Source organism: Micromonospora sp. NPDC050187 (genome assembly GCF_044459745.1).
Taxonomy (GTDB): domain Bacteria; phylum Actinomycetota; class Actinomycetes; order Mycobacteriales; family Micromonosporaceae; genus Micromonospora.
The window spans coordinates 198,130-212,968 of sequence record NZ_JBITJH010000005.1; the positions used below are offsets into that span (position 1 = coordinate 198,130).

A 14,839-nucleotide genomic window follows, 5' to 3' on the forward strand; every position below is an offset into this window, starting at 1 on the left:
TCGTCCTCCGTGCTCGCACCCGGACCCGTGGCGCCGCGCCGGGAGTGCCTGGCTCTCACGGTGCCATATTCCGGTCCGGCCGCACAGCCGGAGTTGGGTTACCGGTCAGCCACCGGTGCTCGGGCTCGCCGACCCGCTCCGTGCCGGGCTGCCGCTGGGCTCGCCGGTGCCGCTGGCCGAGGCGCTCGGCTCGCCACCCCCGGTGCTGCTGGTGCTCGGCTCCGGACTCGTGGTGCTCGGCGTCGGGGTGGCCGACGGCGTGGGGTCGGGCGTCGTGGACGGCGTGCCCGTCGGCTTCGGGGTCGTGCTGCCGGTGGGCTTCGGGGTCGCGCTGCCGGTGGGCTTGGGCGTGGTCGAGTTGGTCGGCTTCGGGGTGGGCGACTTGGTGGGGGTGGGCGACTTGGTCGGGGTCGGCGTGGGCGACGGGGTGGCCCCGGGTGCCGGCACCGCGTCGATGACCCGGGTGGCCGCGTACAGCCGCGACCAGCGGACGGTGGAGATCTTCACCACGTCGCCGGTGGTCGGGGCGTGCACCATCTTGCCGTTGCCGATGTACATGCCCATGTGGTGGATCGTCGTCCAGCTGCTGCCCGAGGCATAGAAGAGCAGGTCGCCGGGGAGCAGGGCGCTCCGGCTGACGGTCCTGGTCCTGGTGGCGTTGTACTGGTCGCGGGAGACCCGGGGCAGGCCGGAGTAGTCGGCGCCCTTCGACCGGTAGGCCGCCCAGACCAGGCCGGAGCAGTCGAAGCGGTCCGGCCCCTCGGCCGCCCAGAGGTACGGGTCGCCGAGCTGCGCCAGGGCGTACCGGACGGCGGCCATGGCACGCGGGTGGGAGGTGAGCCCGTTGGCCGTCGCGCCCTGGATGTACTGCTCACCGAGTTGCTGCTCGGCAGCCTCCTGCTGCCGCTCGATCTCGGCGAGCTGGGCGGCGTTGTCCTGCCGCAGCTTGAGCAGGGCCGCTTCCTGGGTGCGGTAGGTCCGTTGCGTGGCGGTGAACTGGTCCGTCGCGGTCCGCAGCCGGCCCTCCGCCGCCGTGTAGGCCTGCTGGGCGGCCTGCTCGGTGGTGCGGGCCCGGTTCAGCTCGCCGGTCGCGGCGGTGGTGGTGCCCTCGACCTCCTCGCCCCGGTAGATCCGCTCCAGCACGCTCAGCCCGTGCAGGTCGGCGGCGAGGCCGCCCGGGGGCAGCTTGGCGGCGGTCTTGATCGCCTCGGCCGCGGCGGCGTCGGCCTCCCGCTGGGCGACGGTGAGGGTGTCCCGGGCGAGTTTCAGGTCGCGGTCGGCGGTGGCGAGCTGGGTCTTCGCCTCGGCCTGCAGTTGTTCGAGCTTGAGCAGCTCCTGCCCGAGCAGTCCGACCTGCGCCTCGGCGGCGGCGATCTGCGCGGCGAGCGGGCCGGTGCCGACCGGGGCGATCGGGGTGGTGCCGAGCGGGCCGTTGCCGCCGGGCGCCCCGCCGGGCAGGTGCAGCGGCCCGGCCAGGACCGGACGGGCACCGGTGTCCGGAACGGTCTGGGGCAGGGCCGGGTCGGCGAAGACCGGGGTGGCCATGGCCGCCGCGGCGACCATGCCGAGCAGCGCGGACCAGAGCTTGGGACGCAGGACCGGCGAAACCAGCGGTGTCCTCCGTCGCGGCTGTCGCGTGCGCTTGCTGTCGGTCATCCCGCTCCCCGGCCGGCGTGGTGAAGCCGCGCCCTCCCGGAGCGCGGCGTCCGGACGCCATGTTGCACGTCCTACTTTGTCTTACCTCAATGTTTCGGCTGTGTCGATGGTGCGGTGGTAACGACAGCCTGAGAGTCCGGTGAAGTACGTCGCTGCTGATGCCCGCCCTCGACGGTGGGGGGAGGCCGCGACGTAGGCTCGACCCGGACCGAGGTGGAAGGGACGGGCTTTTCAATGGACGCCGGACTCAAGCGCGAGCTCGAAGCCAAGGTGTACGCGGGTGAGCGGCTGACCCGGGAGGACGGCATCGCCCTCTACGACAGCGACGACCTCACCTGGCTGGGCCGCCTGGCCCACCACCGGCGTACCGAGCTCAACGGCGACCGGGTGATGTTCAACGTCAACCGGCACCTCAACCTGACCAACGTCTGCTCCGCCTCCTGCGCGTACTGCTCGTTCCAGCGCAAGCCGGGCGAGAAGGACGCCTACACGATGCGGATCGACGAGGCCGTCCGCAAGGCCAAGGAGATGGAGGACGAGCAGCTCACCGAGCTGCACATCGTGAACGGCCTGCACCCGACCCTGCCCTGGCGCTACTACCCGAAGGTGCTGCGCGAGCTGAAGGCGGCGCTGCCGAACGTCAAACTCAAGGCGTTCACCGCGACCGAGGTGCAGTGGTTCGAGAAGATCAGCGGCCTGCCCGCCGACGCGATCCTCGACGAGCTGATGGACGCCGGGCTGGAGTCGTTGACCGGCGGTGGCGCGGAGATCTTCGACTGGGAGGTCCGGCAGCACATCGTGGACCACGCCTGCCACTGGGAGGACTGGTCCCGGATCCACCGGCTGGCCCACGGCAAGGGGATGCGGACGCCGTCCACCATGCTCTACGGCCACATCGAGGAGCCCCGGCACCGGGTCGACCACGTGCTGCGGCTGCGCGAACTCCAGGACGAGACCGGCGGCTTCATGGTCTTCATCCCGCTGCGCTACCAGCACGACTTCGTCGACTCGGCGGACGGCAAGATCCGTAACCGGATCCAGGAGCGGACGACGATGGCCTCGCCGGCCGAGTCGTTGAAGACGTTCGCGGTCTCCCGGCTGCTCTTCGACAACGTCCCGCACGTGAAGTGCTTCTGGGTGATGCACGGGCTCTCGGTGGCGCAGCTGTCGCTCAACTTCGGCGTGGACGACCTGGACGGCTCGGTCGTCGAATACAAGATCACCCATGACGCGGACAGCTACGGCACGCCGAACACCATGCACCGCGACGACCTGCTCCACCTGATCTGGGACGCCGGGTTCCGCCCGGTCGAGCGGAACACCCGCTACGAGGTCGTCAAGGAGTACGATCCGGCTCCGTCACTGGCCGAGCGGCGTTCCGAGCCGCAGCAGGTGTGGGCCTGACCGGCGCCGGGCCGGTCGCCGTCGGGCGGTCCGCCTGCTCACGTACCCTGCAAGCGTCATGAGCGAACGCAACGAGACACCGGGCGGTTTTCCCCGGCGGGACGCCGAGGGGCGGGTCGTCGCCCTGGGCGACCTGCTCGGGGTGACCCTGGCCGGCGTGGTCATCGGGGCCCTGGCCCTGGTGCTGTTCGACTGGACGTTCGAGCTGATCGGCTCCGGGGACTTCGGCCAGGCCAACGGCTGGCTCGCGGTGATCCTGCCGGCCTGGCTCTTCCTGGAGGACTTCCGCGCCTGGAGCTTCGGGGCCGCCCGGGCGGCCGCCGCGCTGGTCGCCGTGCTGCTGGGAGTGGCCTGCGGCCTGCTGGTGGCGGGGCTGGCCGACGGGTTGCCGCCGCTGGCCTCCGGCACCCTGGCGGCGACGGTCTTCACCGTCGTCTACGCCACCGTCTGGTTCAACGGCGTGCACTGGCTGGCCCGGCGGACGGGCTGACCGCCGGCCCGCGTGCGGGCTGGACAGCTGGCCCGTCGGGCGGCCCGGACACCGGCCCGGCGGACGGGCCGAGACCTCTCGCCGGGCGCCCGTCCGGCGCGGGAGAACGGAGTGGGAACGTGAGCGCGGCGGTCAAGTACACGCTGGGCAGGATCGGGCTCTTCGCTGTCGTGCTGCTCGCCCTCTGGCCGGTCGAGCTGAACATCTTCATCAAGCTGATGGTGGCGCTGGCCTTCTCCGCCGCGCTCTCCTTCTTCCTGCTGCGGGGCTGGCGGGACGAGATGGCCGAGGAGATGGCGGTCGCGGCCGATCGCCGCCAGACCGAGAAGGAGCGGCTCCGCTCCGCCCTGGCCGGCGACGACCAGACCGACGCCGCGCCGGGGCCCGAGGCCCCGCCCGCCGACGGGCCCCGCCGCTGACGCGTACCGGCGGGGACGCCGTCGGTGTCCTACCGGCCGGTTCGGACGGGGCCCTGTCGGTGACCGGCGAACCGGACCGGACGGGGCCCCGGTCACGACGGGATCGGACTACCAGTTGGTGGAGCCGGCCGGGCGGTCCGGCCAGGGGCGGTCCACCGGCTTGATCAGGTAGACGACGCCCCCCGGGCCGCCGGCTACGCCACCACTGGCCGTGGTCCGCTTGGTCCGCAGCCAGATCTGCTCGAACTGCTCCCGCTTGTAGACGTTGCGCACCACGTCGTTGCTCGACGACGCCGGGTCGTTGACGATCACGTCGCCGTCGGCGGTGAAGCCCACCACCACGAAGAGGTGGCCGGAGGTGCCGTAGTTCGCCCCGTCGAGTTCGCTGGCGAGGAACGACTGGCTGGTCACCACCGGGATGCCGGCGGCGATGAAGCGCTCCAGCTCGTCCAGCGAGTGCAGCCGGGTGACCCGCCCCTCCAGACCACGGAAGCTGGCCGCGTACGCGGTGTTGAAGGGCCAGTTCCCGGCCCCGGAGTAGGTGTAGTCGTAGACCGACCGGGCGGCGTGGTTGACCGTCGGGTCCGGGTACGTCGGGTCGACCCAGGCGGTGTCCTCGGCGCTGGGGCGGCGTCCCCAGTACTCCACCACCATCTCGGTCGAGGTGGGTGAGCACCATGCCTGACCACCGCCGTCGTACTCCGGGTAGTGGCCGGAGTGCACCATCTGCGAGTAACGGGGCACCGGCAGCTCGACGCCCCAGGCGATGCCCCCGGCGCTCGGGGTGACGGTGAACCGGTCGGGGACGTGTGAACTCATCGCGCCGACCATCCGGACCACCGGGGGGTCCAACTGGTCGGTCGCCCGGTACAGGGTCAGCCGGAGCTGGTACTCGCGCAGCAACGGTCCGGCCGTCTTGTTCCGGACGGAGAGGGTGTCGGTCCAGACGTCGGACCGCCCGTCCCCCTGGTCGTCGACGGTGGTCCGCCGGATGTCGGCGTCCCCCGAGGCCCAGCGACCCATGACGTACCACGGGGTCTGGACGCCGTCGGTGTAGCGGCCCTGCACCTCGACCTGGATCCAGGTGCCGGCCGGGGTCGCCGCGTTCCAGGAGGCGATCATCTCGCTCGCGTCGAAGCCGATCCGGGTGACCGGCGAGGTCCACGTGCCGTACGCCCAGGTGCGGGTGACGCCGGTGTGCGGATCCTGGTAGGTGGTGGTGCCGGCCGGCCTGCCGAGGGTGAGCCCGGCCGGGGCGACGACCGTGCCGGCGGTCGTGCCCCGCCGCCACTCGCCCCGGCCGGTCCAGTCCTGCCAGGTGATCTGTTCGTCGTGGGTGGACTGGCCCTTCCGGTCGGAACCCGGGGACGCGACGGTGGCGGTGGCGGTGGTGGCGAGGAGGGCGAACGCGGTGACGCCGACGACGGCGACCGCGCGCAGACGTGGTCCGGCCATGGAAGCTCCGCTGCTGGTAGGAGATGGTGCATCGTCAACTTTCACTATCCCGTTCGGTGGGAAGTTTCGCCAGATGTCCAGTGCGGGGAAAATTTTTGCCGATGCGAGGATGCGCTTGGCATGAAAGAGATCGCTGTCAATATTGATATGACCATGTAGCCGGTGGTGAAGTGTGATCCACCAGCGGAGACACTCCGCGTCGTCAGGAGGTTGGCATGGCCTTCCGAAAATCCGTCACACTCCGTCGTGGGGTGGTGTTCGCCGTCAGTGCCGCGGTGGGGCTCTTCGCCGTCGTCTCCGGACCGGTGTCCGCGGAACCCCGCACGGACCGGTCCGAACCGGCCGCCGCGCAGTACGAGGTGCTCGGCCCGCGCACCCTGGCCGATCGCACGGCGGTGGCCCGTACCGGCGCGTCCATCGACGACGTCGACCACGGCCGGCTGATCATCTCGGCCACGACGGCCGAGGCCGCCGCGATCACCAAGCTCGGCTTCACGCTCGCGCCGGTGACCGACCCGCACGACCACTCCCACGACTCGTCGGACGTCGGCCCCGCCGCCTTCCCGCCCGCCGACTCGAACTACCACGACTACGCCGAGCTGACCGCAGTGGTCAACAAGGTGGTCGCCGACCACCCGACCATCGCCAGCAAGATCAGCATCGGCCGGTCGTACGAGGGCCGTGACCTGATGGCGGTCAAGATTTCCGACAACGTCGGCACCGACGAGAACGAGCCGGAGATCGTGCTCAACTCCCAGCAGCACGCCCGGGAGCACCTGACCGTCGAGATGGCGATCTACCTGCTCAACCTCTTCACCGACAGCTACGGCAGCGACTCGCGGGTCACCAACGTGGTGAACAGCCGGGAACTGTGGATCATCCCGACGGTGAACCCGGACGGCAGCGAGTACGACATCGCCACCGGCTCGTACCGCTCCTGGCGGAAGAACCGGCAGCCGAACACCGGTTCGCGGTACGTCGGCACCGACCTCAACCGGAACTGGGCCTTCCAGTGGGGCTGCTGCGGCGGCTCGTCCGGCTCGCCCTCGTCGGACACCTACCGGGGCCCGTCGGCGTTCTCCGCCCCGGAGACCGCGGCGTTCCGCAACTTCGTCAACAGCCGGGTGATCGGTGGGGTCCAGCAGATCAAGGCGAACATCGACTTCCACTCGTACTCGGAGCTGGTGCTCTGGCCGTTCGGCTACACGTACAACAACACCGCCCCGGGGATGACCGCCGACCAGTACAACACCTTCGCCACCATCGGCCAGCAGATGGCGAACCTGAACGGCTACACCCCGCAGCAGTCCAGTGACCTCTACATCACCGACGGCGACAGCATCGACTGGATGTGGGGGCAGCACAAGATCTGGGCGTACACCTTCGAGATGTACCCGCGTGGTGCCGCCGGCGGCGGCTTCTACCCGCCCGACGAGGTGATCGGCCGGGAGACCACCCGGAACAAGGACGCGGTCCTGCTGCTCAGCGAGTACGCCGACTGCCCGTACCGGGCGATCGGCAAGCAGGGCACCTACTGCTAGTGACGCTCTGACCAGGGACGTCGAGAGGGCGGGCCGACCACCGGTCCGCCCTCACCGTCTGTGTTGCGCTACCGTTCCCCCGGACCACCCGCAGCGAAGCCGGTCCGAACCCGGCGCTGTCCCGCAACTGTGACGCCTTCCGTCCCGGCCCTCCGGCCGGGGGCGTTCCGGCCTCCCGGGCCGGGGCGCCGCTCCACGCCGGGTCACCGGCCCGAGCCGGGCGGGAGGACGAGCCAGGCCGCCTGCGGAGGGTCGCGACCCGCGCTCTCGAGGAAGGGCGCCTCGCGGGCGGTCGGGCCGTGGCCCCTGTCGGCGAAGCTCACTCCTCGACCGACAGGAGGCCAGATGACACGACGCACCCCTCGACTTCTCACCGTGGCGCTCGCGGTCACCGCGCTCGCGCTCGGTGCCTGCGCCGACCCGGACGACGACGAGCCGACCCCCGGCGCGAGCGGCGCGGCGGGCCAGTTCCCGGTCACGGTGGGCGAACTGACCCTGGAGAAGCGGCCTGAGAAGATCGTCTCGCTCTCCGCAACTGCCACCGAGATGCTCTTCGCCATCGGTGCGGGCTCGCAGGTCACCGCCGTCGACGAGCAGTCGAACCACCCGCCGGAGGCACCCAAGACCGACCTGTCCGGCTTCCAGCCGAACGCGGAGGCGATCTCCGCGAAGGGTCCGGACCTGGTCGTGCTCTCCGACGACAGGAACAAGATCGTCGACCAGCTCACCGCGCTGAAGATCCCGGTCCACCTCGTTCCGGCGGCACAGACGCTCGACGACACCTACCGGCAGATCGATGAGTTGGGCCAGCTCACCGGTCAGGTCGACGGGGCGGCCGACCTGAACCGGCGGATGAAGGACGACATCACCAAGCTGGTCGCGGACCTGCCGAAGCGCGCCGAGAAGCTCACCTACTACCACGAGCTGGGCCCGGAGCTGTACACCGCGACCAGCAAGACGTACATCGGCTCGTTGTACGCCCTGGTCGGGCTGGAGAACATCGCCGACGCGTCCGACGCCGACGGCAAGAGCGGCGGGTATCCGCAGCTCTCCCAGGAGATCATCGTCAAGGCCGACCCGGACTTCATCTTCCTGGCCGACACCAAGTGCTGCCAGCAGAGCGCGCAGACGGTGGGCGCGCGCGGCGGCTGGGCCGGGATCACCGCGGTGAAGAACAACCAGGTAGTCCCGCTCGACGACGACGTCGCCTCCCGGTGGGGTCCGCGCGTGGTCGACCTGCTCCGCGCGATCGTGGACGCCGTCGCCAAGGCCCCGGTCGCGTGACCGTGCCGAGTTGGTAGCAGGGGTCCCCTCCTATGCAAAAAGCGGTAACAGGGGACCCCTCCTCACACCTGGGCGGGGCGGGTGGAACAGCCCTGGCCGGTCGGGCGGGGGCCCGGCCGGCCGGACTGCGGCTGCCCTGGCTGGCCGCCGGGATCCTCGCGGTGCTCGTCGCGCTCATCGCCGGGGTGTCGTTCGGCGCGGTCAGCCTGCCACCCGGCAGCGTCGCCATCGAACTGCTCAACCTCGTCCCCGGGGTACGCCTCGACAGCGGGCTCACCGAACGCGAGATCGCCATCGTCACCGAGCTGCGCCTGCCCCGCGCCGTGCTCGGCCTGCTCGTCGGTGGGCTGCTCGCCCTGGCCGGTGGCTGCTACCAGGGCGTCTTCCGTAACCCGTTGGCCGACCCGTACCTGCTGGGGGTGGCGGCCGGCGCGGGTCTGGCGGTCACCGCGGTGATCGCCCTCGGCGGCACCGACGGCGTGCTGAGCCAGTTGCCGTTCACCATCCCGCTGGCCGCGTTCGTCGGCTCGCTCGGGGCGGTGGCGATGACGTACCTGCTCGGTGCCGCCGGCGGACGCGACCGCTCCCCGGCGACCCTGATCCTGGCCGGGGTGGCGGTCTCGGCCTTCCTCTCCGCCGGCCAGACCTACCTGCTGCAACGCAACTCCGACGACATCCAGCAGGTCTACTCCTGGCTGCTCGGGCGGCTGGCCACCGCCGGCTGGCACGACGTGCTGCTGGTGCTGCCCTACTTCGCGCTGACCGCCGGGGTGGTGCTCCTGCACCGCCGTGAACTCGACGTGCTCGCCCTCGGCGACGACGAGGCGAGCAGCCTCGGCCTGCACCCGCAGCGCTCCCGGTACCTGCTGGTCGCCGCCGCCTCACTCGGCACTGCCGCCGCAGTCTCCGCCTCCGGCCTGATCGGCTTCGTGGGGATCATCGTGCCGCACACCGTACGGCTGCTCGCCGGCTCCAGCTACCGGGCCATCCTGCCGCTGTCGATGCTCTTCGGCGGGGCGTTCCTGGCGCTGACCGACGTGGTCGCCCGGACCGCCGCCGCCCCCGCCGAGGTGCCGATCGGCGTGGTCACCGCCCTGCTCGGCGGCCCGTTCTTCGTGCTGGTGCTACGCACCGCCCGGCGGGTGCTGACGTGACCGCACACCGTCCGGGTGCTGACGTGACCGCCCACCACGCGGCGGGCGCTGGCGACCCCGCCGTCGAGATCCGGGGACTGCACGTCAGTCTGGACGGCGTCCCGATCCTCACCGGCGTCAACCTGACCGTCGCCGTCGGGGAGTGGGTCACCGTGATCGGTCCGAACGGCGCGGGCAAGTCCACCCTGCTCCGCGCCGTCGGCGGCCTGCTGTCCGCGTCCGGCGCGATCTCCCTGTTCGGTACGCCCAGCGCCGCCCTGCGCCGCCGCGACCGGGCCCGGGTGGTCGCCACGGTCGCCCAGTCCCCGGCGGTGCCGGCCGGCATGTCGGTCTTCGACTACGTGCTGCTCGGGCGTACCCCGTACATCCCGCCCCTGGGCCGGGAGTCCGCCGCCGACCTGGCCGCCGTGCACGAGGTGCTCGACCGGCTGGACCTGGCCGGCTTCGCCCGCCGTGAGCTGGCCACCCTCTCCGGCGGGGAACGGCAGCGGGTCTTCCTGGCCCGGGCGCTGGCGCAGGGGGCCACGCTGCTGCTGCTCGACGAGCCGACCAGCGCCCTGGACATCGGTCACCAGCAGGAGGTGCTGGAGCTGGTCGACCAGCTCCGGCACGCGCACGGGCTGACCGTGCTCGCCACCATGCACGACCTGACTGTCGCCGGCGAGTACGCCGACCGGCTGGTGCTGGTCGCCGACGGCCGGGCGGTCGCCACCGGCACCCCGCGCGAGGTGCTCACCGAGGAACTGCTCGCCACTCACTACCGGGCCCGGGTCCGGGTGGTCGACGGCACCCACGGTCCGCTGGTGGTGCCGGTCCGTCCCATCCGCCATCCGTCCACCACGCCCTGACAGCCATCCGTCCACCGCGCTCTGGCAGCTGCCCCTTCATCACGCCCTGACGGTCATCCGGCCGCCGCGACGACGGAGAAGAGGGCGCCCTGCGGGTCGCGGAGGGCGGCGGACCGACCGGACGGACTGTCCCGGGGCGGCACCAGCACCTCCCCGCCGAGCCGTACCGCGTGGTCGGCTGCGGCATCGGCGTCGCTGACCGCGAAGTACACCGCCCAGTACGCCGGAAGGCCGGCCGGGAAGCCGTCCCCCAGCGGCGGCATCATCCCCGCGACGATCCGGTCCCCGAGCCGCCAGCCGGTGTACGGACCGTCCGTCGGCTTTTCCTCCGGGTGCCAGCCGAAGACCAGCTCGTAGAAGACCTTCGCCGCCTCCGGGTCGGGGGTCACCAGCTCGTTCCAGGCCATCGCACCCGGGGCGCCGAGCAGCTCCGCGCCGGGCATCGCCATCGGCTGCCAGACCGACAGCGCCGCCCCCGCCGGGTCGCTGAAGACCGCCATCCGGCCCTGGTCGAATACCTCGAACGGCGGGACGAACACCCGGCCGCCAGCTGCGGTGACCCGCCCCGCGACCAGGTCCGCGTCGTCCGTGGCCACGTATGTCGACCAGATCGGCACCTGGTCGGGTGCGGCCGGCGGCCCCGCGCCGGCGACCGCCCGGCCGTCGTGCCGGAAGATCGTGTACCCGTGCGCGTCGGGCTCCGGCGAGACGTGCGCCGTCCAGCCGAACAGCTCCGGGTAGAAGCGCCGCGTGTCCGCCAGGTCGGGGGTGGCCAGGTCGGTCCAGCAGGGCGTACCCGGCGGAACGGTGCCGTGCACCGGACCCCCTCTCGCCGGGGCGTACCCCGGCGGCACGCCCTGCCGGCATCCTCACACCGGCGGGCGCGCCTCGTCCGGGGAACCGGCCAGAACGCCCGCGCGCTACGCCGCTTCGGTGAGGGGCACGGGCAGGGGGGTGGTGTGCAGGACGGCGAGGCGGGAGACCGCCCGGGTGAGCACCACGTACAGGCGGTGCAGGCCACGCGGCTCGGCGGCGACGATCGCCGTCGGCTCGACGACCACCACGTGGTCGTACTCCAAGCCCTTGACCAGGGTAGCCGGGACGACGGTGACCCTCGCGGCGGCCTCGACGTCGTCCGCGCCGCCGGTCGGCACGCCGGCCGCGTCGAGGGCGGCGCGCAGACCGTCGACCGCGTCGTCGGCGGCGATCACCCCGACCGAACCGTCGTGGGCCAGCGCCGCGCGCACCTCGGCCACCGTCGCCGCCGCCAGATCGGTCACGGTACGCACGTCGAGCGCACCGTCGCGGCGCAGCGACTCGGCCGGCGGTACGTCCACGGCGAGCGCCGGGAGCAGTCGGTTGGCGAACGCCACCACCACGGCCGGCACCCGGAACCCGACGGTCAGCGGGACCACCGCCGCGTCCGGCTTGCCCAGGTGGGCCAGGCTCTCCCGCCAGTCCGTGGCGGCCCATGGGGCGGTGCCCTGGGCCAAATCGCCGAGAAGTGTGATCGAGCCGTGCTCGCTGCGCCGGGCGATCACCCGGCACTGCATCGGGGAGAGGTCCTGGGCCTCGTCGACCACCACGTGTCCGTAGCCGGCCGGTCGTTCGATCAGGCCGGCGGCCTCGTCGACGAGGACCGCGTCGGCGGCGCTCCACCGGGTCGCCTTCGGGGTCCGGGCCGGCTTCGTCCAGATGAGCAGCGCCTGTTCGACCGGGGACAGCAGGCCGTCGGCCGCCTCGGCCAACAGCTGCGGGTCGGCGAGCAGCCGGTGCACCAGCCCCTCCGGGGTGAGCGCCGGCCAGACCGCGTCGAGGAACGCGGTGACCGACCGGGCCTTCCCCATCCGGCGCAGCCAGGCGTCGCCGGGCGACTCGGCCCGCCGGGCCTCGGCCTGCCGTTGCAGCAGCCCGACCACCCGGGCCCGGACCCGTTCCCGCCCGGTGGCGTACGGCAGCCCCTCCCGGCGGGTCTCCTCGACCACCCGGTGCAACGGATCCAGCCCGATCCGCCAGCGGAACGACCCGTCCGAGACCACGATCGGCTCGGTCGGCTCACCCACGTGCGACCGGACCGCCCGGCGCAGCACCTCCGCCATCCGCGCGTCGTGCTTGAGCGTCGCCACCGCCGGGTCGTCGACCGACCGGACGGCGACCCGGTCGACCAGGTCCTCCACGGTGGCCTGCTCCACCTCGACCTCGCCGAGCGCCGGCAGCACCGCCGCGATGTACGACAGGAAGGCCCGGTTCGGCCCGACGATCAGGACGCCGGAGCGGCGCAGCCGTTCCCGGTGCAGGTAGAGCAGGTACGCGGCCCGGTGCAGGCCGACCGCCGTCTTGCCCGTGCCCGGCGCGCCCTGCACGCAGATCGAGTCGGCCAGGTCGGCCCGAACCAGTTCGTCCTGCTCGGGCTGGATGGTGGCGACGATGTCCCGCATCGGGCCGACGCGGGGCCGCTCGATCTCGGCGGTGAGGATGCGGCTGGTGGTGCCGAGTTCCTCGCCCCGGTCGAGGTGCTCGTCCTCGAAGCTGGTCAGCGTTCCCCCGCTGAAGCCGAACCGGCGTCGGGTCGCCACGCCCTGCGGGTCGCGGGCGCTGGCCCGGTAGAACGACCGCGAGACCGGGGCCCGCCAGTCCAGCACCAGCGGCTCGCCGGCCTCGTCGGTGACGTGCCGCCGCCCGACGTGGTAGCGGTGCCCGGCATGGTCCGGGTCGGCCGCCCGGCCGCTGTGCTGTCCGTCGGCCGCCTCGCCGCTGTGCTGTCCGTCGGCCGTCTCGCCGAAGTCGAGCCGGCCGAAGAAGAGCGGGGTGGTGGGGTCGTCGGCGAGTTCCGCGACGCGTCGGGCCATGTGCCGCCCGAGCTGCTCAGCGGTGTAGGCGTCACCGGCGACCTTGTCGCCACCGGCGAAGAGGACCTCGGCGCGTTCGCGCATCCGGCGCAGCGCCGTGCGGGACGCGGCCAGGTGGGACTGTTCGGCGGCGAGTTCGTCCGCCAGGGACACGGGGGCGCGCAGGGACATCCGACGTACTCCTCGACACGGGGGAGAAGACACTGCCGCTCGCGTTTCCGACCGTGTGGGCCGGCGCGGGACGTCCGCTGCGGTGCTCGATCACCGCGGCCGTCAGGCGGGAACGAAGAGTTTACGCCCCGCCGCCCGGCACGGCGGCCGATATTTCGCCCGTGGCGCCGGCAGACCGTCGTGGATTAACCGGTTGTGCCGGCCGGAGGCGCGCAACTACGTTCCGCGAAATGCCCTCCGCCTCCGCCCTGCCGGCCTGCCCGCCCGCCTCCCGGTGGTCCGACGTCGGGTTCGCGACCGTCGCCCGATCCGTCTCCACCTGCGGGGACTTCCTCGCCGCCACGGCGCTGGCCCTGGCGCTCCAGTCCGCCGGGGCCGGTGGGCTGGCGGTGTCGGCGCTGCTGCTCGCCGCGTCCCTGCCGCTGGTGCTCCTCGCCCCGCTGACCGGGCGGCTGGCCGACCGGGTGGACAGCCGCACCCTGCTGGTCGGTGCCGGGTTCGCCCAGGCGGCCGTCTGTCTGGCGCTCGCGTACGCCGAGCATCCGGTCGTGATCGTCACGCTGGTGGCGCTGCTCGCCAGCGGTCTCGCGGTCACCCAGCCCGTGCTGGCCGCGCTGCTGCCCGCGATGGTCCGCGCCGAGGACCTGCCCCGGGCCAGCGCGTTCAACCAGACCGCGGCCACCATCGGGATGCTCGGCGGGCCGGCCCTGGCCGGGCTGCTGGTGGGACAGTTCGGCACCCGATTGCCGCTGCTCGTCGACGCCGCCAGCTACCTCGCGCTGGTGCTGGCCGGGCTGATGATCCGTACCCGCCGGGGTGGTTCCCGGGTCGCCGGGCCGGCGACGTCCGGCGGCGGCCGTCCGGCACCGGCCTGGCGACTGCGCAGCGATCCGCTGCTGGTGGCGATGGTCGCCACGATGGCCGCGGTGGTCGGCGCGCTCGGCGCGCTCGGGGTGGTGGAGGTCTTCTACCTCCGGGAGACCCTGGACGCGTCCGCGACCGTGTTCGGCGTGGTCACCGCAGCCTGGCCGCTCGGCATCCTGCCCGGGGCCTGGCTGCTGGCCCGGCTGGCCTCCCGGCTCACCGACGACGCCACGCTGCTCTGGGGTGGGCTGGTCCTGCTGGCCGGCTGCTGCCTGATGGTCCTGGTCGGGGCGGTGATGCCGGTCGCGCTGCTGGTGGTGCCGTGCTGGCTGCTGGGCGGGGTGGCCAACGGCGGCGACAGTGTGCTGAACAACCTCCTGCTGGCCCGCCGGGTGCCCGAGGCGGCCCGCGGCCGGGCCTTCGCGGTCTTCGGCGGGGCCACCCAGGGTGCCGCGATGGTCGGCTACCTGATCGGTGGGCTGGCGATGGAGGTGGCCACGCCCCGTCCGCTGGTCGCCGCCTGCGGTGTGGCGGGCCTGCTGGTGGTCGCCGTCTTCGTGGTGCCGGTCGCCCGCGCGGTGCGGGCCGACCGGCGGCACCGACCGGTCCCGGGCGGTCCGCCCGTCGCCGTGCCGGACCCGGCCGGCGAGGTGGGGGACGGTGCCGCCGATGCGGGGTTGGCCACTCCCACCCCCGCCCGGTGA

The 14,839-nt window shown here is 72.7% G+C and carries 11 protein-coding genes and 1 pseudogene; 8 read left to right on the forward strand and 4 right to left on the reverse strand.

Features of this window, described 5'->3' with window-relative positions:
* Positions 1–105 precede the first annotated feature (105 nt).
* Complete coding sequence (locus ACIBJE_RS10650) at positions 106–1,656, reverse strand: C40 family peptidase (RefSeq protein ID WP_396746131.1); 1,551 nt, start codon at positions 1,654–1,656, stop codon at positions 106–108.
* Between the two features lie 234 nt (positions 1,657–1,890).
* On the opposite strand from ACIBJE_RS10650, the gene mqnE reads away from it, so the two are divergent.
* The 3 genes from mqnE (at position 1,891) to ACIBJE_RS10665 (ending at position 3,969) form a co-directional block, all read left to right on the forward strand.
* A complete protein-coding gene (gene mqnE / locus ACIBJE_RS10655) occupies positions 1,891–3,060 on the forward strand; it encodes an aminofutalosine synthase MqnE (protein ID WP_396746134.1) in 1,170 nt (389 codons plus the stop codon).
* A gap of 58 nt (positions 3,061–3,118) precedes the next feature.
* Positions 3,119–3,550 carry a hypothetical protein gene (locus tag ACIBJE_RS10660; RefSeq protein ID WP_396746137.1) on the forward strand — a complete coding sequence of 144 codons (432 nt, stop codon included), beginning with the start codon at positions 3,119–3,121 and terminating at the stop codon, positions 3,548–3,550.
* Between the two features lie 119 nt (positions 3,551–3,669).
* Positions 3,670–3,969, forward strand: coding sequence for a DUF4229 domain-containing protein (locus ACIBJE_RS10665; protein WP_396746140.1), 300 nt, complete (start codon positions 3,670–3,672; stop codon positions 3,967–3,969).
* A 108-nt stretch (positions 3,970–4,077) separates the two neighbouring features.
* On the opposite strand, the gene ACIBJE_RS10670 is transcribed toward ACIBJE_RS10665, so the two are convergent.
* Positions 4,078–5,424 (reverse strand): C39 family peptidase, encoded by a 1,347-nt coding sequence (locus ACIBJE_RS10670; RefSeq protein WP_396746143.1) that lies wholly within the window; start codon positions 5,422–5,424, stop codon positions 4,078–4,080.
* Positions 5,425–5,639: 215 nt separating this feature from the next.
* Between ACIBJE_RS10670 and ACIBJE_RS10675 the strand changes: the two are divergent.
* The 4 genes and pseudogenes from ACIBJE_RS10675 to ACIBJE_RS10690 all read left to right on the forward strand — a co-directional run.
* Positions 5,640–6,962: pseudogene (locus ACIBJE_RS10675) on the forward strand (M14 family metallopeptidase); the annotation flags it as partial.
* A gap of 348 nt (positions 6,963–7,310) precedes the next feature.
* Positions 7,311–8,249 carry an ABC transporter substrate-binding protein gene (locus ACIBJE_RS10680; protein ID WP_396746146.1) on the forward strand — a complete coding sequence of 313 codons (939 nt, stop codon included), beginning with the start codon at positions 7,311–7,313 and terminating at the stop codon, positions 8,247–8,249.
* A 32-nt stretch (positions 8,250–8,281) separates the two neighbouring features.
* Entirely contained in the window at positions 8,282–9,403 is a 1,122-nt protein-coding gene (locus ACIBJE_RS10685; protein WP_396746149.1) for a FecCD family ABC transporter permease, read from the forward strand.
* 23 nt (positions 9,404–9,426) lie between these two features.
* A complete protein-coding gene (locus ACIBJE_RS10690) occupies positions 9,427–10,251 on the forward strand; it encodes an ABC transporter ATP-binding protein (protein ID WP_396746692.1) in 825 nt (274 codons plus the stop codon).
* 53 nt (positions 10,252–10,304) lie between these two features.
* Here the strand turns inward: ACIBJE_RS10690 and ACIBJE_RS10695 are convergent, their stop codons facing one another.
* Together ACIBJE_RS10695 and ACIBJE_RS10700 are read right to left on the reverse strand one after the other, a co-directional pair.
* Entirely contained in the window at positions 10,305–11,069 is a 765-nt protein-coding gene (locus ACIBJE_RS10695) for a VOC family protein (protein ID WP_396746152.1), read from the reverse strand.
* Between the two features lie 102 nt (positions 11,070–11,171).
* A complete protein-coding gene (locus ACIBJE_RS10700; RefSeq protein ID WP_396746155.1) occupies positions 11,172–13,271 on the reverse strand; it encodes a HelD family protein in 2,100 nt (699 codons plus the stop codon).
* Positions 13,272–13,501: 230 nt separating this feature from the next.
* Between ACIBJE_RS10700 and ACIBJE_RS10705 the strand changes: the two genes are divergently transcribed.
* A complete protein-coding gene (locus ACIBJE_RS10705) occupies positions 13,502–14,839 on the forward strand; it encodes an MFS transporter (RefSeq protein WP_396746158.1) in 1,338 nt (445 codons plus the stop codon).